The sequence below is a fragment of the Paenibacillus baekrokdamisoli genome (genome assembly GCF_003945345.1).
GTDB lineage: Bacteria > Bacillota > Bacilli > Paenibacillales > Paenibacillaceae > Paenibacillus_Z > Paenibacillus_Z baekrokdamisoli.
The window spans coordinates 2,401,976-2,424,760 of the sequence record NZ_AP019308.1; the positions used below are offsets into that span (position 1 = coordinate 2,401,976).

Below are 22,785 nucleotides of genomic sequence, written 5' to 3' on the forward strand. Positions count from 1 at the left end.
GTCGGAGGGGCCGGTGAGCTTGCATTATACTTCCATGATTTCTTTCTCTTTTGATGCTAGTACTTTCTCAACTTCAGCAATAAATTTATCTGTAGCTTTTTGAACATCTTCTTGATGACGACGTGATTCGTCCTCAGAGATATCTGTTTTTTCAAGCTTCTTAATGTCATCATTTGCATCACGGCGAATATTACGAATGGCTACCTTTGCTTCTTCACCGAATTTCTTCGTCATCTTAACAAGATCCGTACGACGTTCTTCAGTAAGCATTGGAATACCAAGCCTGATTGTAGAACCATCATTGGAAGGTGTTAAGCCAAGGTCGGATTTCAAAATGGCTTTCTCAATTGCACCAAGCGATGTTTTATCCCAAGGTTGAATAAGAAGGGTTCGGGAATCCGGTGTATTTACATTCGCTAGTTGACTTATCGGCGTCATTGCACCGTAGTATTCAACTTGAACACGATCAAGTAGCGTTGGTGTTGCACGACCTGCACGAAGTGTTGCAAGATCGCGTTTCAATGCGCCAATTGCCTTGTCCATTCGATCTTCTGCATTTTTTTTAATTGATTGTGGCACTAATTGACACTTCCCTTCATGACAATTGTTCCAATCTTCTCACCAAGTACAACTCGTTTGATATTGCCTTGCTCTGTAATGGAGAAAACAACCAGTGGGATATCATTATCCATGCACAGTGATGAAGCGGTGGAGTCCATGACGCCTAAATTGCGATTAAGTACTTCAAGATACGTCAGTGTCTCGAATTTCTCAGCTGTTGCATCCTTGAACGGATCAGCTGAATAAACGCCATCTACTTTGTTTTTGGCCATCAAGATAACTTCTGCTTCAATCTCAGCTGCACGAAGCGCAGCAGTTGTATCGGTTGAGAAGAACGGGTTTCCTGTACCTGCCGCGAAAATAACGACTCGACCCTTTTCCAAGTGGCGGATCGCACGACGGCGTATATAAGGCTCTGCAATCTGCTGCATCGCAATCGATGTTTGAACCCGAGTTGGGACATCGATTTGTTCTAATGCATCCTGCAGGGCCAATGAATTCATTACAGTAGCGAGCATGCCCATATAATCGGCCGTTGCCCGGTCTATCCCTTTTGCGCTTCCAGCAATACCACGCCAAATGTTGCCGCCACCACAGACGATTGCAACTTCAACGTTTAATTCAACCACTTCTTTAACTTGTTCCGCAATCGATGATATCATTGCCGCATCGATACCATAACCATTATTCCCCGAAAGGGACTCTCCGCTTACTTTAAGCACAATACGTTTGTATACGGGTTTTTGCAACGTGGTATACCTCCATCTTTGACCTTGTTCATAGGCCGCATACTTGTTAATCATCTATAGTTAAAAGAATGGACGGGGCGGGCGCCCCGCCCCGATTTGCGCGTAAGGATTAATGTTTAACTTGGGACATAACTTCTGCTACAAAGTTATCTTCTTTTTTCTCTAAGCCTTCGCCAAGCTCGAAACGTACAAAGCGACGGATGGAGATGTTCTCACCGATTGTGCTGATTTTTTCTTTCAGTAGCGTGTGTATGGTTTTGTCTGGATCTTTAATGAAAGGTTGTTCTAGCAAGCAGAACTCTTCGTAATATTTGCTAAGACGGCCTTCAACCATTTTTTCAACGATTTTTTCTGGTTTGCCTTCATTCAATGCTTGAGCTTTCAAAATTTCACGTTCTTTATCAAGCTCTTCTTGTGAAACTTCTTCGCGACTTACAAACTTTGGGTTTGCAGCTGCAATTTGCATAGCAACGTCACGAGCGAATTCACGGAACTGATCTGTTTTACCAACAAAGTCAGTTTCGCAGTTAATTTCAACAAGAACGCCGATACGTCCGCCAGCATGGATGTAAGATTCAACAGTACCTTCTGTTGCTACACGACCAGCCTTGTTTGCTGCTGCAGCAAGACCTTTCTCACGAAGAACGTCAATCGCTTTCGCAATATCACCGTTTGTTTCATCAAGCGCTTTTTTACAATCAAGCATACCTGCGCCTGTTTTTTCACGCAATTCTTTAACCGCACTAGCACTAACTGCCATGATAGAGACCTCCTGAATGGTTGAATATCATACTATGATTCGAAAAAAGGGCGGTGAGAGGTTAAAAACCTTCTGACCACCCTTTCTTGTACTATCAGAAAGTATAGGACGGCGATCGGCCGTTTCTTCTTGCTGACTTATTTATGGGTCTAAGCTGTTGTTTGTTCACCTTGTTGTGATTCAACAATCGCATCTGCCATTTTGGCAGTAAGCAATTTAACTGCACGGATTGCATCATCGTTACCTGGAATAACATAATCGATTTCGTCCGGATCACAGTTTGTATCAACGATACCTACGATTGGAATACCAAGTTTGCGAGCTTCAGCAACTGCGATACGCTCTTTGCGTGGGTCGATGATGAACAACGCGCTTGGCAAGCCTTTCATGCCTTTGATACCGCCGAGGAATTTTTGAAGGCGATCTTTCTCTTTACGGAGAATGATAACTTCTTTCTTAGGAAGCACGTTAAATGTACCGTCTTCTTCCCATTTCTCAAGCGTTTTAAGACGATCAATACGTTTTTGGATCGTTTGGAAGTTAGTCAGCGTGCCGCCGAGCCAACGTTGATTGATATAGAAGTTGCCGCAACGCTCTGCCTCTTCTTTTACCGAATCCTGAGCTTGTTTCTTAGTACCTACGAAGAGAATTGTACCGCCTTCTTCACCGATCGAGCGAACAAAGTTGTAAGCCTCTTCGACTTTTTTAACTGTTTTTTGCAAGTCGATAATGTAAATCCCGTTACGTTCTGTGAAGATATAACGATCCATCTTCGGGTTCCAACGACGAGTCTGATGACCGAAGTGTACCCCAGCTTCTAGAAGCTGCTTCATGGAAATAACCGCCATCTCTTCAACACCTCCTGTTAAATGGTTTTTTGTGGTTTCCTCCGCCAAAATCATTTTTCGTCAAAACTTCGACCGAGCCGAAGCACCGTTGACGAAATTAATCGGCGTGTGTTTTTAACACCGTCAATTACTATACCATATCTATATACACCCGCGCAACAGCTAACACATATAGCTTTTATATCTTAGTCATAAATTCTTTATTCTACTTTGTTCTTCTTAAGCTCTGCTTGTACTTCAGAGGGCGGGATTGGTTTACCTGTTATAATGGTTTTAATTTCTTTCAGCGTTGGTTTGCCATCAAAAGCAAAATAGCCCGCACGTATTATGACTTTACGCATCAGGTTAATAAATGCTCGCCTATCCTTAATTACACCATTCTTCACAAGAAGATCGGCCGTTTCCGTCACACTTGAGTTCGGTGGAATACGCATAATGATTCGTTTTTCTTTTGATTCCGTCTGCTGGGTTACAGGCTTATCCTTAAAAACTTCTTTAACTGGGGCAGATTTTATTGGCTCTTCTGCACTCTTTGGCTCATTCTTGCTTGTACTTACCTTCATCTCAGCCTGTATACGTACCCGTTCTTCAGCCAAACGCTTATCCAAATCCGCCTGCGTGTAAGTGTTTGTCTGATCGGCCTCTTGTTTCTTATAATCGTTGAGGCTTGTAGCCTGACGTTCACCAATAAGCATGAGCTGAAGCAAAGCTGCACCTAAAATAATTCCGATGCCGAGCCCAAATAAAAATGGCCTTTTATTCATCGCGCCCTGCTTCCTCCTGCTTGGACAACTGGAGAATAAGCTGCACTTCTCCTTTGTTTATGCCTAGTTTTTTTGCGATCGCTTCAACGGACTTCCCATTACTATGTAAGGCAAACAATTCGCTATATCTACTTCGGATTGTAGATATAGCTTCCGTGGGAGAGTTCTCCTCATAAGAACCTTCAACTGCTGGATTTTGTTCCATTACTGGAACTTGAGCCTGTGTTTTTTCGGTTATGAGAGTGGCAGTAAGCTCAGCAGTTTGATTGGCAGCAGATGCGACAGACATCTTTTTTTGCTCGGATAGCAATAACTCAAGTTCCGCACATCGCTTCTCAAGCTCATTCATTCGCCCCTCGCGTTTCATAGTTTGGGATTGTGTCTCTTGCTGCGATTTAGTAACGAGTTCAACCATTTGGCGGTTGTCTGATTCTAAATTCTCCATAAACTGTTCAAGTGCGGTCTCCATATTGCGGACCGTTACGGACTGATTATTGAGATCACGGTCGGATTTTTTTGATCGCGGCAGAACGGCTGAGCACACAATTGCAATTGCTCCCAGCAGCATTATCGTTTGCCATGCTTCCATAATTACTCACCTGCTATTCGGTATGAGGTACGGCTAAAGAGAAATGTCAATGTGTTGTCCTTTATAAGGATGCTTTTGAATTTGTTCTACTTCGTCCTCAACTTGCTCTTTTTTTAATTTGCCTTGATTTTTGCGTTTTGGGAGAGAATGCGACTCTCGATGCTGTTGATCGTGAATGCCAAGCTTTACATTATGTTCAATAGCTGTATTTTTACCTCGCAATAGCTCCGTTTGTTTTACCGTTTCGTTTTCCAACCGGATTTGATTCATAACCGGCTTCTGCAAAGCATGACTTTGCTGCGAACTGGTTTCTGGGGCTCTTGGAATGGCCATTTGCAAGTCTATCGATCTGTATGGCATTTCTTCCTCCCCCTTGCCTCATATCTCGAAAAAGGAATTAAAGGTAAGGCGCCATCACAATATCTCCTTCCGAATAACGAAAGGAAACTCTTTGGGTTGGATCTTTTACAAAACGAGTATAACGGCCAATCACAATTTTAGTACCGCCATATATGATATTAACGGCATCCACTCTTGCACGATCAGTATCTTCAAGTGATTTCTCAATATCAAGTATTCGTTCACGTGTCATCGAGATTTCTTCAACAGCTTGACGTTTCGTTGCAGCTAACTTTGTACGCATAGCCAGTTTGTCTTGTGCTAATTGACCCATAGAGGCAAGTTGATCTAGAAGTGTAAGTGCTTTCTCTGTTTTATCTAGGTTCTCACTCAATGACTTTACTTGTGCTCTTAATTCAGTCAGTTCTGTTCTAAGCTCAGGACGCACACCAACCTCAATGGCAGTGGCAGTTGACATCGTATTCCCAATGTTTCGAGCAACCACTCTTTCACCCGCTTGAATGGTTCCACCGACAATTAACCCTTTAGTTCCGCTGCAGATGACGTTTCGGCCAGCACGAACATGAGAATGCATAATACTTTGTGTGACCAAAACATCTTCTGCCGCTGAAACGTTTCCATCCTGAATGAAGGAACTTTTCACGTTCTTGCCTGCACGAACATATCCTTTGTTACTAGCTAAAATGCCACTCGTCACTTCAATGGAGCCATCAGACTCCAACTCTGCTCCTTCGACGCCTCCGATAATACGGATATCACCTGAAGCCTTAATACGAAATCCTGTCAGGACATTACCACGAATAACGACTGTACCGACAAAATCAATATTGCCTACATTATAATCAACATCACCATTGACCTCAAAAACTGGAAATACATTAATTTTGTTTTTGTCTGTTAAAGTGATGAGACCGTCAATAGCCGCATACAGCGCTGTTTGCTCGGGATTCAATACTACATTCTTACCAAGCTTAAAATAAGCCTCTTTGCCATTCTTACAAGCTATAGCTTCCCCTGTAACCGCTCTTCCCTCAGTTCCCGCGGTTGCCTTTATTCGCTCCGCAATTAGTTTACCTCGGGTTACATTCTTGAGCTGTGTAATTTCTTTAAAATCCACTTTGCCGCTCTCAAGCTCTACTGGACGGTGCAGCTCTTCTTTCATATCGTAAGAGAAACGAATTAATCCATCTTCCCCATTCGTTGAAGGGTCACCTTGAGCAATTGCCGTCTGGCTATAGAAGTAGGCACTTGGCTGGTTGGCTACTTTTTCTATTACATCCGTTTGTAAGCCATAACGTACACCATGGCTCTTCACATATTCTTCTAATTCCGCAGCTGTACAGATGAAACTATCATCCGCAACGTTGAATTGGATAAAAGCGGTCAGTTTGTCCTGAGATATCTGCACGATGACAATTTTCTCTAGCGTTTCTGAAATCGACAATTGGTTCCCTCCCACTCACTCTACATCAATGCTCCATCAACTGATCCTTTTGCTTATCAAGTGCGCCGCGCAGTCTTAAAATCGCCTTAGAATGAAGCTGTGAAATACGTGATGGCGACAAACACATAACTTCCGCAATCTCACTAAGTGAAAGCTCATCATAATAGAATAAAGAAACCACGGTTCTCTCTTTCGCTGTCAATCGTTCGATCCCTCGAACTAAAGACTCCTTCAAGTAGAACTCATGTACCTTATAGTCGGGATTCTTCGCTTTCTCATCTACGAGCAGTGATAGGCGAGTTTCCGATTCTTCTTCTCGAATCGGATCTTCAAGCGAACACACGGTAGTCACAGCAATTTCTTGCAGCATATGTACAAACTCTTTCTCGCTAACCTCTAAATAGTGACTAATCTCAGCATCAGTAACCGAACGAAGATATTGCTGTTCCAAATGCTGATAAGCCTCTTCTATTTTTTTTGCTTTCTCTCGAACCGAACGCGGCACCCAGTCACCTTGACGTAAACCATCAATAATAGCGCCTCGAATTCGCCATGATGCATAGGTTTCGAATTGAAGTCCGCGTCTATAATCGAATTTCTCGATGGCATCGATTAAACCCATTACACCGTTGCTAGCGAGGTCATCCTTTGAGACGTTTTTTGGCAAACCAATAGCCATTCTGTTACTTACGTAATCAACCAACGTCAAATACTGTTCAATAAGACGTTTCTTGGCTTCAATATCTCCTTCTTCTTTCCACTTTTGCCAAATCTCGATGTTAGACAAATGAGGCGCTTTGGGCTCAATCATCGTCTCACCCTCCTGTCAGGTGACGTAGTGCCTTGGCAAGTTCTTCAGGCTCTTTATTTTGTGTTGAAACAAGCTTAGGCGGTGTGAGTGGCTGGAATGCCGAAGTTTCACTCTTCACGAGCTTTGTACTTCCATCCAACGGCATTTTTAACAAATCATTCAATTCATCACTTTGATCCGGTGTTGAGAGATCTACGCTGTTCCCTTTGATATTCTCCGTCGACTCATCAATGGCTGTTACAAAAGAGGGCGGCGTAGGCTGTAAAATGATAGCAACTGCAGCGCGAAATAAATAAGCTAAGAGAAAAAAGACAATAAATGCATACACACATCGAGTTGCAGTTACTTCTAATCCATTGCTGCCAAGTGAGAAAAGTAACGTTAACACGACTCCGCATATGCCGAGTGTAACATTCCAGCGCCATGTTCCGATCATGTTAAATCTCCTTTATTCCAAACTGGACGCTTCGGATCGATAGAATACCGCTATTACTATCTAGCTCAATCGTTCTACCATAGTTTCCACCTGTATCTTCTGCTGCAATTTTAATTCTTAACTTGTCCAGCATTTCTTTACAGGACTCCACGTTTCGCGGCCCTATTCTCATCGCATCGCTCTGTGATGTGAATGCAAACATTTGAGCACCACCGGCCATCTTCGCTATTAAACGGCTTGAATCAGCACCTGCACGCTTCATGCGCTCAATAAGATCTGGAATAGCTGTATCCGCAAATTTCGCAATATTAATAGAAGCTTCTCTAGCGATCTGCGAAGAAGGCAGCATGACATGCGCCATACCAGCGATTCGAGTTCGTTCATCGAACAAGGTTAACCCAACGCAGGATCCGAGCCCGGTTGTTTTGAGCACAGCTCTGTCAGTTGCAATATTTAAATCCGCCATGCCCACTTTAACAATGTTTTGCTGTATCATTCGTTAGGCACTCCCAAAGCGCTGAAAATTTTTTCGAACGATTCTGGATCTGGAATAAGGAAGAAATGTCCCTCTAACTCCTCGCGTCCTTCCAGAAACGTTGTATCGATCAACAACGCGGAGTCTCCCATTTCACCGTACTGCACGAGTCCATAACTCAATATGGCACCCGCCATGTCGATGGCTATAGCAGGAACGGTCGGTGACATTGACAATTGAGTGAAATCTGCCAATGAAGAAAGATAGGAACCAGCCAGAATATTGCCAATCTCAGATAACGCTGAATATTCCATTTCTGAATATCCAGATTCGACCTGTGTTTCGATAGAAAGCAAACTTTTCAATAGTTTTCTGGCTGAGTTCTCTTCGATGATAAAAAACATATTTCCAGGAGCATCTCCTTCAACACGGAGAAAAACAGCAATGACTACCTGTTCATAACCACCAACTTTATCGGCGATTTGCTCAAACGGTATTAATCTTACGGTTGGGACATTCATATCAACTGGCTTATCCAGCAGCCTAGAAAGGGCTGTCGCTGCATTACCAGCTCCAATATTGCCAACTTCTTTTAAAACGTCCATTTTGAACGCTTCAAGCTTTTCTAGTGGGTTCACCATTTATCCCTCGATCTGTTCAAGCTGGATAATTTCTTTTTTATTCAATACTTCAGAAAGGTTTAGCATAATGAGCAGTCGGTTATCACCAATCTTAGCTACACCGTGCAAATATTTCGCTTTAATGCCCCCAACCACTTCAGGCGGCAGATCTATACTATCTGTATCAATATCAATGACATCATTCGCAGCATCGACTATGAATCCAACCTCTAAGTCATTAACAGCGACAATGATAATACGAGAGCTCTCTGTAGGTTCAGTCTCCTGAAGTCCAAAACGACCCCGCAGATCAATAATAGGAAGAACAATGCCCCGCAGATTAATGACACCTTTAATGAAGGCAGGCGTTTTAGGCACTCGTGTAATTGGCATCATTCTTTCTATGGTACGAACCTTCTCAACTTCAATTCCGTATTCTTCATCAGCAAGACCAAAAACGATGACTTTAATTTCTTCACTCATTCGAAATCCCTCCTTATTTTATGAGAGCATTTGGATCAATGATTAAGGCAACCTGACCATCGCCTAATATAGTTGCGCCTGAGATCGCTTCAATGTTCGTCAAATATTTACCCAAAGATTTCAACACGATTTCACTCTGACCGATAAACTCGTCAACGGTTAAAGCGCCAATCTTGTCTCCTTTTCGAATGACGACAATCTCTGTCTCCGATTCTTCATCTTCATTGAAAGAATTAGAGTCTAGTACATGACTTAAGGAAATAAGAGGAATGACCGTACCACGGTATTCAATCATTCGATTACCATGAATTTTACGAATTTGCTCATTTTGGATAATACCCGTTTCTACGATAGAAGAAAGCGGGATTGCATATTTCTCATCACCCAGCTTAATGAGCATCGCCGAGATGATAGAAAGCGTAAGCGGCAATTGAATGGAGAATTTTGTGCCTTTACCTGGCTCAGACTCCACGCTAACATGACCGCCAAGTGAGGCAATTTTTGTCTTGACTACGTCCAACCCTACTCCTCGGCCAGAAATATCAGAGATCTTATCAGCCGTACTAAAGCCAGCTGCAAAGATCAGCATATTAACTTCACTATCGGTTAATCGTTTCGCTTCATCTGCAGAAACTACACCATTCTTAACCGCAATTTCTTTGACCTTCTCACGATTAATGCCTCGTCCATCTTCTTCAACTTCGATAAAGACGTGGTTACCGCTATGAAAAGCACGCAAGTTGACGGTACCTGTTTCGGATTTCCCTGCTGCTATTCGGTCAGCAACTGGTTCAATTCCATGGTCAAGCGAGTTCCTAATCAAATGTACCAGTGGATCTCCGATTTCATCAATGACTGTACGATCAAGTTCCGTATCAGCACCCGAAATGACGAGTTCGATCTTCTTATCTAATGATTTGGCCAGATCGCGTATCATACGAGGGAAACGGTTAAATACCGACTCTACCGGCACCATACGAAGTTTAAGCACAATACTTTGCAAGTCACTGCTCACCCGTGTCATATGTTCCACGGTCTCAGTAAGATCAGCACGTTTTATTTCACTAGCTAGCTGCTCTAAACGAACCCGATCAATAAGTAATTCGCTGAATAGATTCATTAATGCATCTAAACGGTCAATATCGACCCGAATCGTACGTGAACCTCCCCCGCCTGATGTGGGCGAAGCTGCTGCAGGAGAGGCTGAAGGTCTGACTGCCGTCTGAGAAGCAGCAGCAGTTTGTGAAGCAGCTATCTCTTGAGCAGATAATGATGCCACTATCTGCGCTTTGCTATTTACAATAGAATCTGAACCAAGCTGTGCTAATGATTCTCGGTCTAGTGGAGTAATGACAGCTAGTTCAATCTCAGATACGGATTCTACGCCTCTTCGGAGCTCTTCCTCAGACACACTAGCGATCGTAAATACAGTAAATGTACGATCAAACTTCTCCTGCTCAATGTCTTGTACACTTGGGTGAGATTTAATTATTTCGCCGTTACGCTCTAAGAAGTCAAATACCATGTAAGCGCGAACTGCACGAAGCATACAATCCTCCCGAATCGTTACGACCACATGAAAGACGGAATGGCCTGCTTCAATGGATTGAAGCAATACAGAGGTCTGAAATTCATCCAGCATCGTTCCTGCATCAGAGATTCCAGTGCTCACTGGCATCTGCGCTGAAGCGACTTGCACTTGATTTGGCTTGTAGTCACTTTTAACAATAGTTTGTAGAGAAGTTACGATGGCAGATACGTCAGCTTTACCCGTACCCCCATTGATAATGTCTTGAACCATTGTTTCAAGTGCGTCAAGCCCTTTGAATAAAGTGTCAAAAATGAAACTATCCATCTTAAGCTTATTATTACGGACAAGATCAAGCACATTCTCCATCTCGTGCGTGAGTGAGGCGAGATCTTCAAATCCCATCGTTGCCGACATCCCTTTAAGGGTATGGGCTGAACGGAAAATGACCTGAACGATGCTAATATCCTCTGGATCACTTTCAAGCTTAAGCAAATTTTCATTGAGTGATTGAAGATGATCATTGGACTCATCAATAAACATTGATAAATAGTCATTCATATCCATTTCCATGCACCTCCTGTTTGAATGGTTGCTATGCGAAAATGTATGCGTTACTTCATTACAGCTTTAACTAAAACGGATGCAATTTGTCTCAATGGAACGACTGACTTGGCTGCTCCCGCTTCGACTGCTGATCTTGGCATCCCATAAACAACACAGGATTCTTCCGCCTCTGCAATCGCACTCTCTGCACCGCTTTCGTTAAGTGCCTTCATCCCTTTTACTCCGTCGCTTCCCATACCTGTCATGATAACCGCATGTCTACGCAATTCAGTAAATGGCGTACACGATTCGAACATGACGTCTACGGATGGGCGGTGACCGCTGCACGGAGGCTCTTCTGTTAAACGTATGTAGTATCCTAATGAATCCTTTGCGAGCTCCAAATGGTGTCCGCCAGGCGCGATATACACCATTCCTGCATAAACACGTTCGCCGTTAACTGCTTCCGTCACATGAACAGAGCTGAATGCATCCAGTCTTTGTGCAAGAGACTTCGTAAACTTAGGCGGCATATGCTGCACGACTAATACTGGAGCAGGAAGACTAGCGGGTAAAGAAGTAATAACTTCGTGTAAAGCACGCGGACCACCAGTTGATGTCCCTATTGTTATCAAGTGCTGAAAATTGCTGACTTGCTTCAGCTTTTCTTTCGTCCGCAGACCTTCTGGCTCCTGCTTATTCAATGGCTCAAAAACAGGATATGGGTTAGATGGTTTATTACTGACGGGCTTGTCCTCTACTAAATGCTTACCTCTTAGAGGATCTGGTTTATTTATTGCTGACGGTATATCCTTTATTTTATCAATTCCGGAATGATCCACTTTCAGCGTTTTGAGCGGCTTCAGAAGTAATTCTTGCTTTACCTGATGAACCTGTTTCACACTAGGCTTTTCTTGGGGTTTAAACAACTGCGAATTCCGTTTCGTTAATACAGCAATCCGAAGTTTCTCAAGCAGTTGTTCACCAACCGAAATGATATCAGGTGATAATGGCCCAGATGGCTTTCGAATAAAATCAAATGCACCATTCTGGAGTGCTTTAATCGTCTCTCGGGTACCGTCATCACTAATGCTGGAGAGCATAATAATCGGTGTTGGTTTAATATTCATAATACGTCCCAGAGCTTCCAAACCATTCATTACAGGCATTTCCAAATCCATCGTAATAACATCTGGCTTCCACTCAACCACAGCTTCAATTGCTTCTCGACCGTTCTTGGCGGTTGCTACAATCTCGAACTGTGAGTCTGCTGCGATAAGATCACAAATGATTTTTCGCATAAAAGCGGAATCGTCCACCACGAGCACGCGATGTGCGTTCATAGGCGTCTCCCTCCCTATATTTTCAAAGGATTAGTTGATTAGTCTGAACATCTTATGCAGAAATCCTTTGACACCGCTATTAGCGGAGACAGGTGTATTAGAAATGTCGGCAAACCTTCTGGCGATTTCCATTACAGACTGGGTAGCCACCGAATTTGGAAAAGCCAAGGAGAAAGGAATCTGCTTCTTTACGGCTTTAGTGACATTTGGATCATCTGGTACGATTCCAAGTATAGGAAGGGATATATGAAGGAATCTCTCAGCAACCAAACTGATCTTGTCTGCCGTTGCTTTGCCTTCCTTCTCATCAATTGCTCGATTAACAATAAGCTTGAATTTCACTTGATGCTCCATCGCTGTAACCATCTTTATTAATGCGTAAGCATCCGTAATTGATGTTGGTTCTGGTGTCGTGACAACAACAGCTTCTTGAGCTGCTACGATGAATTTGACTGTTTCCTTGGATAGACCGGCTCCTGTGTCAAATAAGATGACATCGTACTCACCATGAAGCTTACCGATCTGTTCCTCAAAATAATCAAGCTGCACTGAAGTTAAATCCAGCAAATCCTTAAATCCGGAACCTCCAGCTATAAAATGGACCCCTTGCGGGCCTTCCTGAATAATGTCCCAAATCGTCTTCTGCTGCATTAATAAATGGTAGAGGCTGTACTTTGCAGAAACGCCCATAAGCACATCGATATTCGCCATGCCAATATCCGCATCGAAAATCAAAACCTTCAGACCTAAGGATTGTAAGGCAAGTGAGAAATTCAAGCTGAAATTTGACTTGCCCACGCCGCCTTTACCGCTAGTTACGGTGATAACACGTGTTGCCTTCCCTTCGCTATTCTGCGATTGGTTTCGCACCATGTGTCTTAATGCTTCTGCTTGATCATTCATGATCAGCCGCCCCCAATAGTTGTAAGACATAGCTGTCTGATCGGAAAAGGGCAATATCATCTGGTACCGTTTGACCGTATGCAATATAGGTCGGCTGAAATCCCTTCTCTAGCGCAAGATTAAGGATAGCCCCATAGGCATTCGTTTCATCCTGTTTCGTGAATAAGACCTTACGTACTCCGTATTTGGAGAATTGTTCAGCCACCGTAGACATATCCTTAAATTTGCCTGTTAAGCTAAGGACTAAATAGGTTTCTGATTCGTCCCCTGAATGCAGTAAACTATTTACTTCTGATACATATAATTCATTACGATAATTTCGACCAGCAGTATCCATGAAAATAAGGTCTCTCTCCTCAAGCTGTTTGAAGGCTCGCGATACTTCTAGTGGAGAAAAAACAACCTCTAGCGGTACATTCAATATCGTTGCATAAGTCCGAAGCTGATCAACAGCTGCAATTCGGTATGTATCTGAAGTAATGAACCCTACTTTACGTCCGGCCTTTAGCGTTTGCTCAGCAGCAAGCTTTGCGATTGATGTTGTTTTACCAACACCAGTTGGTCCAACGAAATGAACCACTCTGGTGCTTCTACTTAGCCCTTCTCCTTCGAAATCTTTAAGCCACGCCGTTAAGATCAACTTGGCTGAATCCCACACCCCGTGCCGATCAACCTGTTGAGCAGGGTTGTTCTCAAGCTGATGTTCGATCTCTTCGATCAGTTTCTCAATCCATTGGGTGTTTACTTCCTGATCAGAAAGTCGATCGTAAAGAGCTTGGATAGGTTCTGACCAGGCTTTCACTTGCTGCTGTCTTGACACTTTCACAATCCATTGCTTCATGTCACGAATTTCGTTCATCAGATCATTATCTGTCGTTCGCTGCTTGGGAGCCTCTTCTTTGACAACAGGCAGTGGCGCTAAAGTTGCAGTTCCAGTGGTACCCCTATTGTTACTATAGGCTTGTCTGGTAACTTCAGTCGTTGCTCCATATGGCATTGCTGCCTCAGTTGTCTCGGCCTTGGTTGGTTTTCCTTCTCTTAACGAAGCAATCGCGGTGATCTGAGCTAAAGTCGCTGACATGTTATCTGCCGGCTCAGCACGCGGTGTTCTTTTTACCGGAGGAGCTGGCTTTGCACTCGCATTATTCTCAATTGCCGCGATGACTTCCATTTTCTTCTTGCCGAACATTCCAAGAAATCCGCCGACACGAATCTCTTTCGTATTCAGTATGATGGCATCTGGTCCCAGCTCACTGCGTATCATTGGGAGAGCCTCAGGCAATGCATTAACTACATAGCGCTTTACCTTCATAGATTGACCACCCCAATGCTTTGAACTTCTACACTAGGTTCTAATTCACTATAAGAAAGTACTGGGATATCTTGCATCGTACGTTCAACTAGCTGGCGTAAGTACATGCGAATTGTCGGTGATGCCAGTACAATCGGTTGGTTACCAGATTGAATTTGCTTTTTAACCTGCTCATTCAATTTCTGATAGATGGTTTGAGTAGCAATTGGATCAAGTGCCAAATAGCTTCCCTGATCAGAGCTCTGTACAGATTCCGCAATCTTCTTCTCTAAAGAAGGACCTACCGTAATTACGCGAAGGGTATCCCCATTTTGCGAGAATTGCTGAGTGATTTGTCTGGATAAAGCCTGACGCACATATTCATTAAGAATATCCGTGTCTTTCGTATAGCCACCATGATCTGCAAGTGTTTCGAAAATCGTCACCATATCGCGAATCGATATTTTCTCACGAAGCAGCTTGGCCAATACTTTCTGAACATCACCAACTGTAAGAATCGAAGGGATTAGATCATCAACCAATGCTGGGTGCGATTCTCTGACATTGTCAACAAGCGCTTTCGCCTCTTGACGACCAATAAGCTCATGAGCATGACGTTTAATAATTTCAGTTAAATGTGTCGCTACTACGGAAGGCGGATCTACGACTGTATAACCCATTAATTCAGCACGTTCTTTAGTCGCCTCATCAATCCAAATGGCTGGCAATCCAAATGCCGGTTCGATTGTTTCAATCCCCACAATCGACTCATCATCAAACCCAGGACTCATGGCCAAATAATGATTGAGTAGAAGCTCACCACGAGCCACAATATTTCCTTTGATTTTAATTACATATTCATTAGGCTTCAGTTGAATATTGTCGCGGATACGAATGACTGGTACAACAAGCCCCAGCTCCAGCGCGCACTGTCTGCGAATCATAATGATGCGGTCTAGTAAGTCTCCACCCTGCTGCGTATCTGCTAACGGGATAAGACCGTAACCAAATTCGAACTCGATTGGGTCCACCTGTAAAAGGCTAATGACACTTTCAGGACTTCTGACCTCTTCAATTTGTTGTTCTTCCACTAGCATCTCTTCTTCTATCTGCTGCTTGTTCAATGTTTTTTGCATACGAATACCTGCAACAATAAGAACAACTGCAAATGGGATTGTAGCTATGGGACCGATTGGAGTTGCGATTCCAAGCAAACCAATCGTTCCGGCTACGATATAAAGCAGTTTCGGATAACGGAATAATTGATTTGTGATATCATGTGCGAGATTACCATCCGACGCTGCACGTGTAACGATTAAACCAGTTGCTGTTGAGATTAATAGTGCCGGTATCTGACTCACTAGACCATCACCGATTGTTAACACAGAGAAAGTCGATAGCGATTCTTGGAACGACATTCCGTGAACAGACATTCCAATAACGAATCCGCCTAGTAGGTTGATAATTAGGATAATTATAGATGCAATAGCATCACCCTTAACGAATTTACTCGCACCATCCATCGAACCATAAAAGTCTGCTTCTCGTTCAATTTTCTGACGGCGTTCTCTAGCTTGTGTTTCATTAATGAGGCCTGCGTTTAAATCCGCATCGATACTCATCTGTTTACCTGGCATAGCATCGAGAGTAAACCTCGCCGCTACCTCAGCTACACGCTCAGAACCTTTTGTAATAACAATGAACTGAACAACAACTAGAATAAGGAATACGACAAAGCCAATCGCAATTTGTCCGCCTGCAACCCAATTACCAAACGTTTCAACAACTTTCCCTGCTTCACCATGCGACAATATATTACGAGTTGTCGAAACATTAAGCGCTAGACGGAAAAGCGTTGTTATGAGCAGTAAAGATGGAAAGATGGAAAACTGTAATGCATCTGACGTATTCATTGAAATAAGCAAAATCATTAGCGCCGCGGAGATATTGACTATAAGCAGGACGTCCATTAACTCGGTAGGAATCGGTATAACCATCATGAGCACAATGCCGATGATCCCAATGAGTATGGTCAGGTCCTTAACCTTCATGACGTTACCTCCTCCACTGTTCGCAAAATCATTACTTTACTCTACCTTTAATCTTATATACGTATGCCAATACTTCCGCCACAGCTTGGAACAAGTCAGCGGGTACGACATCACCAATTTCCGCCCTTTCATATAACGCTCTGGCGAGCGGCTTGTTTTCCATAGTAATTACGCCGTTTTCTTTTGCTACTTCTCTAATTCGCAATGCAACAAAGTCCATACCCTTGGCTATGACTGTTGGTGCTTCCATTTTTGTACCGTCGTACTGTAAAGCAATTGCGAAGTGAGTCGGGTTTGTAATAATAACATCTGCTTTGGGAACCTCTTGCATCATTCTCTGTAGGGCCATACGTCTTTGGCGTTCCCGAATCTTCCCTTTAATTAGAGGATCACCCTCTGATTTTTTATACTCATCTTTAATATCTTGCTTAGACATGCGTAGACTTTTCTCATGCTCAAAACGTTGATAGATATAATCTCCTACAGCGAGTACCGCGAGTATTGAACCAATTTCCAATCCAAGTTTGACTGTTATACTACCTATGAAACTAAACATATAAGATATTGGTACCGATCCAAGCTGCATAATATGCGCGCGTTGATTCCAGACCGTTAAATAAACAATGACCGCGATAACGATTAGTTTTGTAATGTTTTTGAAGAATTCCACGATTGAACGCATCGAGAAGATCTGTTTAAACCCTTTGAGGGGATTAATCTTGTTTAGATTCATCTTGAGCGGTTCACCCGTGAATAGAAAACCAATCTGGACATAATTTCCGACAAGCCCAATCACAACCGTAATAATAAAGAGCGGTGCTAGAAGCATAAATATTTGCATCATGAGACTTGAGAACAACGTGAGTACGTTCTCCTTCGTTAATTCCATCATCAGCTTCTGTTCGAAGATCAAACCGAACATTCGGATCAGTCGTTCCTTGTAGTAACCACCTAGCATCATAAAGCTGAAAAAACTAACCAACATAATAAAAGCGGCAGGTAGTTCGGAGCTCTTTGCTACCTGACCTTTTTTTCTAGACTCTTCTCGCTTTTTAGGTGTTGCACGCTCTGTCTTTTCTTGAGAAAACATTTGTAGATCAAGCGTCCAACGATACGATGACAATAACCTCAGCCTCCTGCCTTAGTTACAGGACCTTGTATAATGCCGAGCAGTTTTTCCATCGCACTAAACATCTGCGAAAACAAATGCTCGAAGAGAGCAACAAGACCTGGCATGATTAAAGTCAGCAATAGAAGGCCAACAATAATTTTGATTGGTATACCAATTACGAACACGTTATATTGAGGCGCAGTTCTAGCAAGGAACCCCAATCCAACGTCAGTTAAGAACATGGCAGCTACTAAGGGAGCAGACATCTGAAGAGCCAGCATAAAGGTTTCAGCGAATGTATGTACAAGAAAAGTAGATAGGCTTCCTTCATAAATACGATCAAACAACGCATTTGATAATGGAATCCATTCATAGCTATGAAGTAAAGCTAATAGCAAGTAATGATGACCATTAATAGAAAGAAAGATGAGTGTAGCAACCATGAATTTGAAATTACCAATCATCGGCGATGAAATACCCGACATCGGATCAATAATGTTAGCCATCCCGAAACCCATTTGTAAATCAATAAAGCCACCCGCAGTTTGAACAACTGTAAAAAATAAATAAGCTACATACCCGAGTAGAACACCTGCTAGAATTTCACGAAAAATTGCTAATATGAAAGTGGCGTCAGGAACTATCGTTTGTTTAAGTCCATAGGTCAGAAAGACAAGTAACGATATTACAAAACTGAACCCTATTTTGAATGTTTTCGGCACCGTTCGAGTCGAAAAGACAGGTGCGACAACAAAAAAAGCGGTTATTCGACAAAAAATAAGTAAAAAAATAGGGAACCCTTTCAAAAACAGCTCCATCGATTCACAGCCTATCCGATGTATTTATACAAGTTATTCAGCAGGTTGTAGGTGAAATCGACCAGCGTGTTCAAGATCCAAGGTCCAAACAATAAAATGCTAACCATAACTGCTACAATTTTGGGAACAAACGCTAATGTCTGCTCTTGAATCTGAGTAGTCGCTTGGAAGATACTCACGATAAGCCCAACAACAAGGCCAAGCACAAGCATTGGTGCACTAGCCTTTAGTACCGTATAGACGGCCTGCCCAGCCAAGGCAATGATGAAGTCTGAATCCACACTTGCACTCCTTCCTGTCAGGCCCTACGTGTTGAAACTTAATAACAAGGATTTAATGATCAAATACCAGCCATCAACAAGGACGAACAATAATATTTTGAAAGGTAGAGAAATCATTACGGGAGGGAGCATCATCATCCCCATTGCCATAAGTGTACTGGCCACTACCATATCGATGATAAGGAATGGAATAAATATCATGAAGCCCATCTGAAATGAAGTTCGAAGCTCGCTTAATGCATACGCCGGGACCATAACCGTAATTGGAATATCTTTATAGGTTTTGGGCTTCTCAGTTTTAGTGTATTCCATAAAGAGAAGCAAATCCTTCTGACGTGTTTGGTTGAACATAAACTTTTTCATTGGTTCGGCTGCTTTAGTTAACGCCTGTGTCTGAGTCAATTCACCCTTTAAATAAGGCTGAAGTGCGACCGTATTCACTTGGCTGAGAGTTGGTGCCATAATGAAAAAGGTTAGAAACATCGCAAGGCCAATCAAAACTTGGTTAGGAGGCATTTGCTGTGTACCAAGGGAAGTACGAACAAATCCGAGTACGATAACAATACGTGTAAAGCTTGTCATCAGTACAAGGATTCCGGGCGCTACACTCAGTACCGTAATCAGGAGTATGAGTGAGAGCGCACTTGTTCCTGGTTGTTCCGTTCCGTCCCCAATGTTAACACTCACATTAGGCAGCGGATCAGCAGCAAATGCATGCGAGTGAAACAATAACCCAAGCAATTGGAATGCTAATAGTGACAGTACAAGTTTTTTATTCATTCATCCAACAACCGATCGTTATGATTTTGCTCTTTGAGCAGATCTAGAGCCTTCTGTTTCTGATCCGATTGCAGCTTCATCTTGTCCTTTAGCATCTCTTGAAAAGAGGTTGCTGCTTGCCAAGGCTCATTGGTCGGCTCATTACCCGATTTCCGATTGCGGAAGCGGTCGAAGAAGTCAGTCAAAGAAGACTTATTCCAAGTACGGCCATTTTGTTGCTCTATCGCATCCATTATTGCAAGCGCGGCTTCTGGTTCATCAATTTTGTCGAGAAGGGTAATGTTTTCGCCAACCCCGACTATGTATACACGCCCGGATAATTCAACGACTTGCAGCGACTTATTCTGACCAAGTGGAATACCACCCAACGAGCGCAAAGCACGATTGGTTCCCCATCCCCGATTACGCTGAGAAAGCCACTTAATAACAAGTATGATAAGGCCAATGACCAGCATGAGTGCGACGATGACCCATATCAAGTAACCGGCTCCTGGACCAAAGTCAGGTTTTTCATCAACAGCCGCTGCATGAACCTCATTACTTGTTAGGAGTGAACCGACAAAAGCAAGTCCCGCAAGCCGGAATCTATTCCTTTGTTTCATAACGGTATCTATCCGAGCGTTTTCTTAATCGCTTCAATTACACGATCAGCTTGGAATGGTTTAACAATAAAGTCCTTTGCACCCGCTTGAATCGCATCAATTACCATGGCTTGCTGACCCATAGCTGAACACATGATAACTTTTGCGTTTGCATCTAGTTTTTTGATTTCTTTTAGTGCTACGATACCGTCCATTTCAGGCATCGTGATATCCATTGTAATTAAATCCGGTTTAAGTTCCTTGTACTTCTCTATTGCTTGCGCGCCGTCTGGCGCTTCTCCCACAACTTCGTATCCATTTTTTGTTAAAATGTCGCGTATCATCATTCTCATGAAAGCCGCGTCGTCAACGATTAAAATTCGATTTGCCATCGTTTTTCCCCCTAAGATGCTATTGTAATTTTTGTATACGGTCCCACTGGCTAACAATGTCAGTTACACGCACACCGAAATTCTCATCAATAACGACAACCTCGCCTTTTGCGATTAGCTTGTTATTAACTAAGATATCGACAGGCTCTCCTGCCAGCTTGTCCAGCTCAATAATGGAACCTTGAGACAACTCAAGAATATCCTTGATTTGTTTCTGAGTTCTTCCTAATTCTACTGTGACCTTAAGTGGAATGTCGAGTAATAAATTCAGGTTTGATTCATCAGGCTGTATAAATGGAGCTCCTTGAAAGTTTGCAAACTGAACGGGTTGCACGTTCACATTACGATTTGGAAGACCACCGTAAGTTTGAGGACCATTATTCGCTGCTGCAGCGTATTGCTGAGACACACCTTGTGGTATTGCAGGCGGCATCTGAGCTGCCGGTGGCGCCACATAAGTCGGAACCGGTGCTGCAGGTGATTGTACAGCCTCCTGTACAACTGGCTGTGGTGCTGGGGTACTTGTCTGCTGGACAGGCTCGGATGCAGTGTTGCCTCCCATAAGAGTGACTACCATTTCTTTTGCAAAAGCGATCGGAAGCAGTTGCATGATCGTAGAATCGATCAAATCGCCAATCATTAATCGAAACGCGATTTTGATGAACATATCATCCGGAGGCAGGTTTTCAATACCCTCTCCATTTGAAACATTCAAAATATCGATGCCTGGTGGAGAAATGTTAACGAAACGATTGAATATCGTCGACATCGAGGTCGCTGAGGATCCCATCATCTGATTCATCGCTTCTTGAACCGCGCTGATATGAATCTCATTCAGCTCTTCATTCGATACGACGCCTTCACCGCCAAGCATCAAATCAGCAATAATTTGAGCATCCTTCGTCTTGATGACGAGTGAATTAATTCCTTGAAAGCCATCTACATATTGAACAGAAACAGCGACATGCGGTCTCGGAAATTCTACTTCAAGCTCACTACGTTTAATTAATGAGACTGTAGGAGTTGTAATGTCTACTTTCTTACCTAATAAAGTCGATAATGCAGTGGCTGCACTACCAAAGGTAATATTACCGATTTCACCGAGAGCACTCTGCTCCATCTCATCCAGATATTGCACCAATTCTTGCTGCTGTCCTACTGGTTCCGGCATATCCGGCTCATCAGAAGACTGACGCAGCAGGGCATCGATTTCTTCTTGAGATAAGTAATCTTTACTCGTCATAGTCTTCTTCCACTCCTTCGCTGACAACCTCGTCAATTTGAACGGCTAATTTTTCTTTAATTGAACCTGCGGTTCCTATGAATTTGAGTTTATCCCCGACTTTGATATCCAGCCCCTGATCGATCGGTTTATTTAATGAGATAACATCGCCGATTGCCAAACCCAGAAATTCGCGAATCGAAATACTGGATTGACCAAGTTCGCAGACGATCGAGAGCTTTGCTTTACTAACACGCTGCTTTAGTACTTCAAGTTCTTCAGGTGCTCTAGTCTTCTTCTGAGATACGAACCAATGATGCACCGATAATCTAGGCATAATCGGCTCAATAACGACGTGAGGGATACATAAATTAATCATCCCTGTAGTTTCACCAATCTTGGTACTAAGCGAAATCAATGCGATCGTTTCGTTTGGCGAAACAATCTGCATAAATTGCGGATTAGTTTCTAGCGCTTCCATTCTTGGAGAAATATCGATTATTTGTTTCCACGCTTCCTGCAAGCTCTCGAATGCGCGACTGAAAATACGTTCCATGATGATTGTCTCTATCTCAGTCAGAGCATTGATTTTGGAAGGTGCCGTTCCCTGACCACCAAGCATACGATCAAGCATCGCATAGGCAACATTCGGATGGACCTCGAGTACCATTCGACCTTCTAATGGCTCGGCCTCAAAGATGTTGAGAATGGTCATTTTCGGAATGGATCGAATAAATTCATCGTAAGGCAGCTGTTCCACCTGTACGACATTAATCTGAACAAAGGTGCGAAGCTGCGCTGAGAAATAGGTTGTCAAATATCGCGCGAAGTTTTCGTGTATCCGAGTCAAGCTCCGAATATGATCCTTCGAGAAACGAACCGCACGTTTGAATTCGTACAAACGAATTTTCTTCTGCGTATCTTCCTTTTTCAGTTCTTCTGCATCCATTTCACCGGATGATAAAGCAGACAGCAACGCATCAATCTCGTTCTGCGACAAAACATCAACCAATTATCTCACCCCCTTCGAAGGAATGC

The 22,785-nt window shown here is 43.1% G+C and carries 26 protein-coding genes; all 26 read right to left on the reverse strand.

Annotated elements, in window-relative coordinates; genetic code table 11:
• Positions 1-24 precede the first annotated feature (24 nt).
• Positions 25-579, reverse strand: a complete 555-nt coding sequence (gene frr / locus EKN16_RS10660) for a ribosome recycling factor (RefSeq protein WP_125656349.1) — start codon at positions 577-579, stop codon at positions 25-27.
• Positions 579-1,310, reverse strand: a complete 732-nt coding sequence (gene pyrH, locus EKN16_RS10665; protein ID WP_125656352.1) for a UMP kinase — start codon at positions 1,308-1,310, stop codon at positions 579-581. The genes frr and pyrH overlap by 1 nt, the downstream gene beginning before the upstream one ends.
• A 109-nt stretch (positions 1,311-1,419) precedes the next feature.
• Complete coding sequence (tsf, locus tag EKN16_RS10670; RefSeq protein WP_125656355.1) at positions 1,420-2,070, reverse strand: translation elongation factor Ts; 651 nt, start codon at positions 2,068-2,070, stop codon at positions 1,420-1,422.
• Positions 2,071-2,219: 149 nt separating this feature from the next.
• Positions 2,220-2,918: a 30S ribosomal protein S2 gene (rpsB, locus tag EKN16_RS10675; RefSeq protein WP_125656357.1), complete on the reverse strand. Its 699-nt coding sequence runs from the start codon at positions 2,916-2,918 to the stop codon at positions 2,220-2,222.
• A 200-nt stretch (positions 2,919-3,118) separates the two neighbouring features.
• A complete protein-coding gene (locus tag EKN16_RS10680) occupies positions 3,119-3,682 on the reverse strand; it encodes a hypothetical protein (RefSeq protein WP_125656360.1) in 564 nt (187 codons plus the stop codon).
• On the reverse strand, positions 3,675-4,271 hold the full coding sequence (locus EKN16_RS10685) for a DUF6115 domain-containing protein (protein ID WP_125656363.1): 597 nt from the start codon (positions 4,269-4,271) through the stop codon (positions 3,675-3,677). The genes EKN16_RS10680 and EKN16_RS10685 overlap by 8 nt, the downstream gene beginning before the upstream one ends.
• Positions 4,272-4,304: 33 nt before the next feature.
• Positions 4,305-4,604, reverse strand: a complete 300-nt coding sequence (locus EKN16_RS10690; protein ID WP_164522763.1) for a hypothetical protein — start codon at positions 4,602-4,604, stop codon at positions 4,305-4,307.
• Between the two features lie 64 nt (positions 4,605-4,668).
• Positions 4,669-6,075 carry a flagellar assembly protein A gene (locus tag EKN16_RS10695; protein ID WP_125656369.1) on the reverse strand — a complete coding sequence of 469 codons (1,407 nt, stop codon included), beginning with the start codon at positions 6,073-6,075 and terminating at the stop codon, positions 4,669-4,671.
• Between the two features lie 25 nt (positions 6,076-6,100).
• Positions 6,101-6,886, reverse strand: coding sequence for a FliA/WhiG family RNA polymerase sigma factor (locus tag EKN16_RS10700; protein ID WP_125656372.1), 786 nt, complete (start codon positions 6,884-6,886; stop codon positions 6,101-6,103).
• A gap of 4 nt (positions 6,887-6,890) precedes the next feature.
• Complete coding sequence (locus tag EKN16_RS10705; protein WP_125656374.1) at positions 6,891-7,322, reverse strand: hypothetical protein; 432 nt, start codon at positions 7,320-7,322, stop codon at positions 6,891-6,893.
• Between the two features lies 1 nt (position 7,323).
• Positions 7,324-7,818, reverse strand: coding sequence for a chemotaxis protein CheD (locus EKN16_RS10710; RefSeq protein ID WP_125656376.1), 495 nt, complete (start codon positions 7,816-7,818; stop codon positions 7,324-7,326).
• Entirely contained in the window at positions 7,815-8,438 is a 624-nt protein-coding gene (locus EKN16_RS10715) for a chemotaxis protein CheC (RefSeq protein ID WP_125656379.1), read from the reverse strand. The genes EKN16_RS10710 and EKN16_RS10715 overlap by 4 nt, the downstream gene beginning before the upstream one ends.
• Positions 8,439-8,900 (reverse strand): chemotaxis protein CheW, encoded by a 462-nt coding sequence (locus EKN16_RS10720; protein WP_125656382.1) that lies wholly within the window; start codon positions 8,898-8,900, stop codon positions 8,439-8,441.
• A 13-nt stretch (positions 8,901-8,913) separates the two neighbouring features.
• Complete coding sequence (locus EKN16_RS10725; RefSeq protein WP_125656385.1) at positions 8,914-10,995, reverse strand: chemotaxis protein CheA; 2,082 nt, start codon at positions 10,993-10,995, stop codon at positions 8,914-8,916.
• A gap of 47 nt (positions 10,996-11,042) precedes the next feature.
• Positions 11,043-12,317: a protein-glutamate methylesterase/protein-glutamine glutaminase gene (locus EKN16_RS10730; protein ID WP_125656389.1), complete on the reverse strand. Its 1,275-nt coding sequence runs from the start codon at positions 12,315-12,317 to the stop codon at positions 11,043-11,045.
• A 30-nt stretch (positions 12,318-12,347) separates the two neighbouring features.
• The gene (locus tag EKN16_RS10735; protein WP_125656392.1) at positions 12,348-13,220 is read right to left on the reverse strand and encodes a MinD/ParA family protein; all 873 of its coding nucleotides are present in this window, start codon (positions 13,218-13,220) and stop codon (positions 12,348-12,350) included.
• Positions 13,213-14,532 (reverse strand): flagellar biosynthesis GTPase FlhF, encoded by a 1,320-nt coding sequence (gene flhF, locus EKN16_RS10740; protein WP_125656395.1) that lies wholly within the window; start codon positions 14,530-14,532, stop codon positions 13,213-13,215. The genes EKN16_RS10735 and flhF overlap by 8 nt, the downstream gene beginning before the upstream one ends.
• Positions 14,529-16,562, reverse strand: a complete 2,034-nt coding sequence (gene flhA, locus EKN16_RS10745) for a flagellar biosynthesis protein FlhA (RefSeq protein WP_125656398.1) — start codon at positions 16,560-16,562, stop codon at positions 14,529-14,531. Before flhA ends, flhF begins: the two co-directional genes overlap by 4 nt.
• 31 nt (positions 16,563-16,593) lie before the next feature.
• Positions 16,594-17,685, reverse strand: a complete 1,092-nt coding sequence (gene flhB, locus EKN16_RS10750) for a flagellar biosynthesis protein FlhB (protein WP_232016356.1) — start codon at positions 17,683-17,685, stop codon at positions 16,594-16,596.
• Positions 17,686-17,690: 5 nt separating this feature from the next.
• Positions 17,691-18,491, reverse strand: coding sequence for a flagellar biosynthetic protein FliR (fliR, locus tag EKN16_RS10755; RefSeq protein WP_125656401.1), 801 nt, complete (start codon positions 18,489-18,491; stop codon positions 17,691-17,693).
• A gap of 11 nt (positions 18,492-18,502) precedes the next feature.
• Complete coding sequence (fliQ, locus tag EKN16_RS10760) at positions 18,503-18,772, reverse strand: flagellar biosynthesis protein FliQ (protein WP_125656404.1); 270 nt, start codon at positions 18,770-18,772, stop codon at positions 18,503-18,505.
• A 24-nt stretch (positions 18,773-18,796) separates the two neighbouring features.
• The gene (gene fliP / locus EKN16_RS10765; RefSeq protein ID WP_125656407.1) at positions 18,797-19,552 is read right to left on the reverse strand and encodes a flagellar type III secretion system pore protein FliP; all 756 of its coding nucleotides are present in this window, start codon (positions 19,550-19,552) and stop codon (positions 18,797-18,799) included.
• The gene (locus EKN16_RS10770; protein WP_125656410.1) at positions 19,549-20,154 is read right to left on the reverse strand and encodes a flagellar biosynthetic protein FliO; all 606 of its coding nucleotides are present in this window, start codon (positions 20,152-20,154) and stop codon (positions 19,549-19,551) included. The genes fliP and EKN16_RS10770 overlap by 4 nt, the downstream gene beginning before the upstream one ends.
• 8 nt (positions 20,155-20,162) lie before the next feature.
• On the reverse strand, positions 20,163-20,525 hold the full coding sequence (locus EKN16_RS10775) for a response regulator (RefSeq protein WP_125656414.1): 363 nt from the start codon (positions 20,523-20,525) through the stop codon (positions 20,163-20,165).
• A gap of 19 nt (positions 20,526-20,544) precedes the next feature.
• The gene (fliY, locus tag EKN16_RS10780) at positions 20,545-21,768 is read right to left on the reverse strand and encodes a flagellar motor switch phosphatase FliY (protein WP_125656417.1); all 1,224 of its coding nucleotides are present in this window, start codon (positions 21,766-21,768) and stop codon (positions 20,545-20,547) included.
• Positions 21,758-22,759 (reverse strand): flagellar motor switch protein FliM, encoded by a 1,002-nt coding sequence (gene fliM, locus EKN16_RS10785; RefSeq protein WP_125656420.1) that lies wholly within the window; start codon positions 22,757-22,759, stop codon positions 21,758-21,760. The genes fliY and fliM overlap by 11 nt, the downstream gene beginning before the upstream one ends.
• Between the last annotated feature and the right edge of the window lie 26 nt (positions 22,760-22,785).

What these genes read in the sequence shown, in the direction of transcription:
- tsf (WP_125656355.1), bottom strand. Translation starts at nt 2,070, where the DNA reads ATGGCAGTTAGTGCTAGTGCGGTTAAAGAATTGCGTGAAAAAACAGGC.
- rpsB (WP_125656357.1), bottom strand. Translation starts at nt 2,918, where the DNA reads ATGGCGGTTATTTCCATGAAGCAGCTTCTAGAAGCTGGGGTACACTTC.
- EKN16_RS10680 (WP_125656360.1), bottom strand. Translation starts at nt 3,682, where the DNA reads ATGAATAAAAGGCCATTTTTATTTGGGCTCGGCATCGGAATTATTTTA.
- EKN16_RS10685 (WP_125656363.1), bottom strand. Translation starts at nt 4,271, where the DNA reads ATGGAAGCATGGCAAACGATAATGCTGCTGGGAGCAATTGCAATTGTG.
- EKN16_RS10690 (WP_164522763.1), bottom strand. Translation starts at nt 4,604, where the DNA reads ATGGCCATTCCAAGAGCCCCAGAAACCAGTTCGCAGCAAAGTCATGCT.
- EKN16_RS10700 (WP_125656372.1), bottom strand. Translation starts at nt 6,886, where the DNA reads ATGATTGAGCCCAAAGCGCCTCATTTGTCTAACATCGAGATTTGGCAA.
- EKN16_RS10705 (WP_125656374.1), bottom strand. Translation starts at nt 7,322, where the DNA reads ATGATCGGAACATGGCGCTGGAATGTTACACTCGGCATATGCGGAGTC.
- EKN16_RS10710 (WP_125656376.1), bottom strand. Translation starts at nt 7,818, where the DNA reads ATGATACAGCAAAACATTGTTAAAGTGGGCATGGCGGATTTAAATATT.
- EKN16_RS10715 (WP_125656379.1), bottom strand. Translation starts at nt 8,438, where the DNA reads ATGGTGAACCCACTAGAAAAGCTTGAAGCGTTCAAAATGGACGTTTTA.
- EKN16_RS10720 (WP_125656382.1), bottom strand. Translation starts at nt 8,900, where the DNA reads ATGAGTGAAGAAATTAAAGTCATCGTTTTTGGTCTTGCTGATGAAGAA.
- EKN16_RS10725 (WP_125656385.1), bottom strand. Translation starts at nt 10,995, where the DNA reads ATGGATATGAATGACTATTTATCAATGTTTATTGATGAGTCCAATGAT.
- EKN16_RS10730 (WP_125656389.1), bottom strand. Translation starts at nt 12,317, where the DNA reads ATGAACGCACATCGCGTGCTCGTGGTGGACGATTCCGCTTTTATGCGA.
- EKN16_RS10735 (WP_125656392.1), bottom strand. Translation starts at nt 13,220, where the DNA reads ATGAATGATCAAGCAGAAGCATTAAGACACATGGTGCGAAACCAATCG.
- flhF (WP_125656395.1), bottom strand. Translation starts at nt 14,532, where the DNA reads ATGAAGGTAAAGCGCTATGTAGTTAATGCATTGCCTGAGGCTCTCCCA.
- flhA (WP_125656398.1), bottom strand. Translation starts at nt 16,562, where the DNA reads ATGAAGGTTAAGGACCTGACCATACTCATTGGGATCATCGGCATTGTG.
- fliR (WP_125656401.1), bottom strand. Translation starts at nt 18,491, where the DNA reads ATGGAGCTGTTTTTGAAAGGGTTCCCTATTTTTTTACTTATTTTTTGT.
- fliP (WP_125656407.1), bottom strand. Translation starts at nt 19,552, where the DNA reads ATGAATAAAAAACTTGTACTGTCACTATTAGCATTCCAATTGCTTGGG.
- EKN16_RS10770 (WP_125656410.1), bottom strand. Translation starts at nt 20,154, where the DNA reads ATGAAACAAAGGAATAGATTCCGGCTTGCGGGACTTGCTTTTGTCGGT.
- EKN16_RS10775 (WP_125656414.1), bottom strand. Translation starts at nt 20,525, where the DNA reads ATGGCAAATCGAATTTTAATCGTTGACGACGCGGCTTTCATGAGAATG.
- fliY (WP_125656417.1), bottom strand. Translation starts at nt 21,768, where the DNA reads ATGACGAGTAAAGATTACTTATCTCAAGAAGAAATCGATGCCCTGCTG.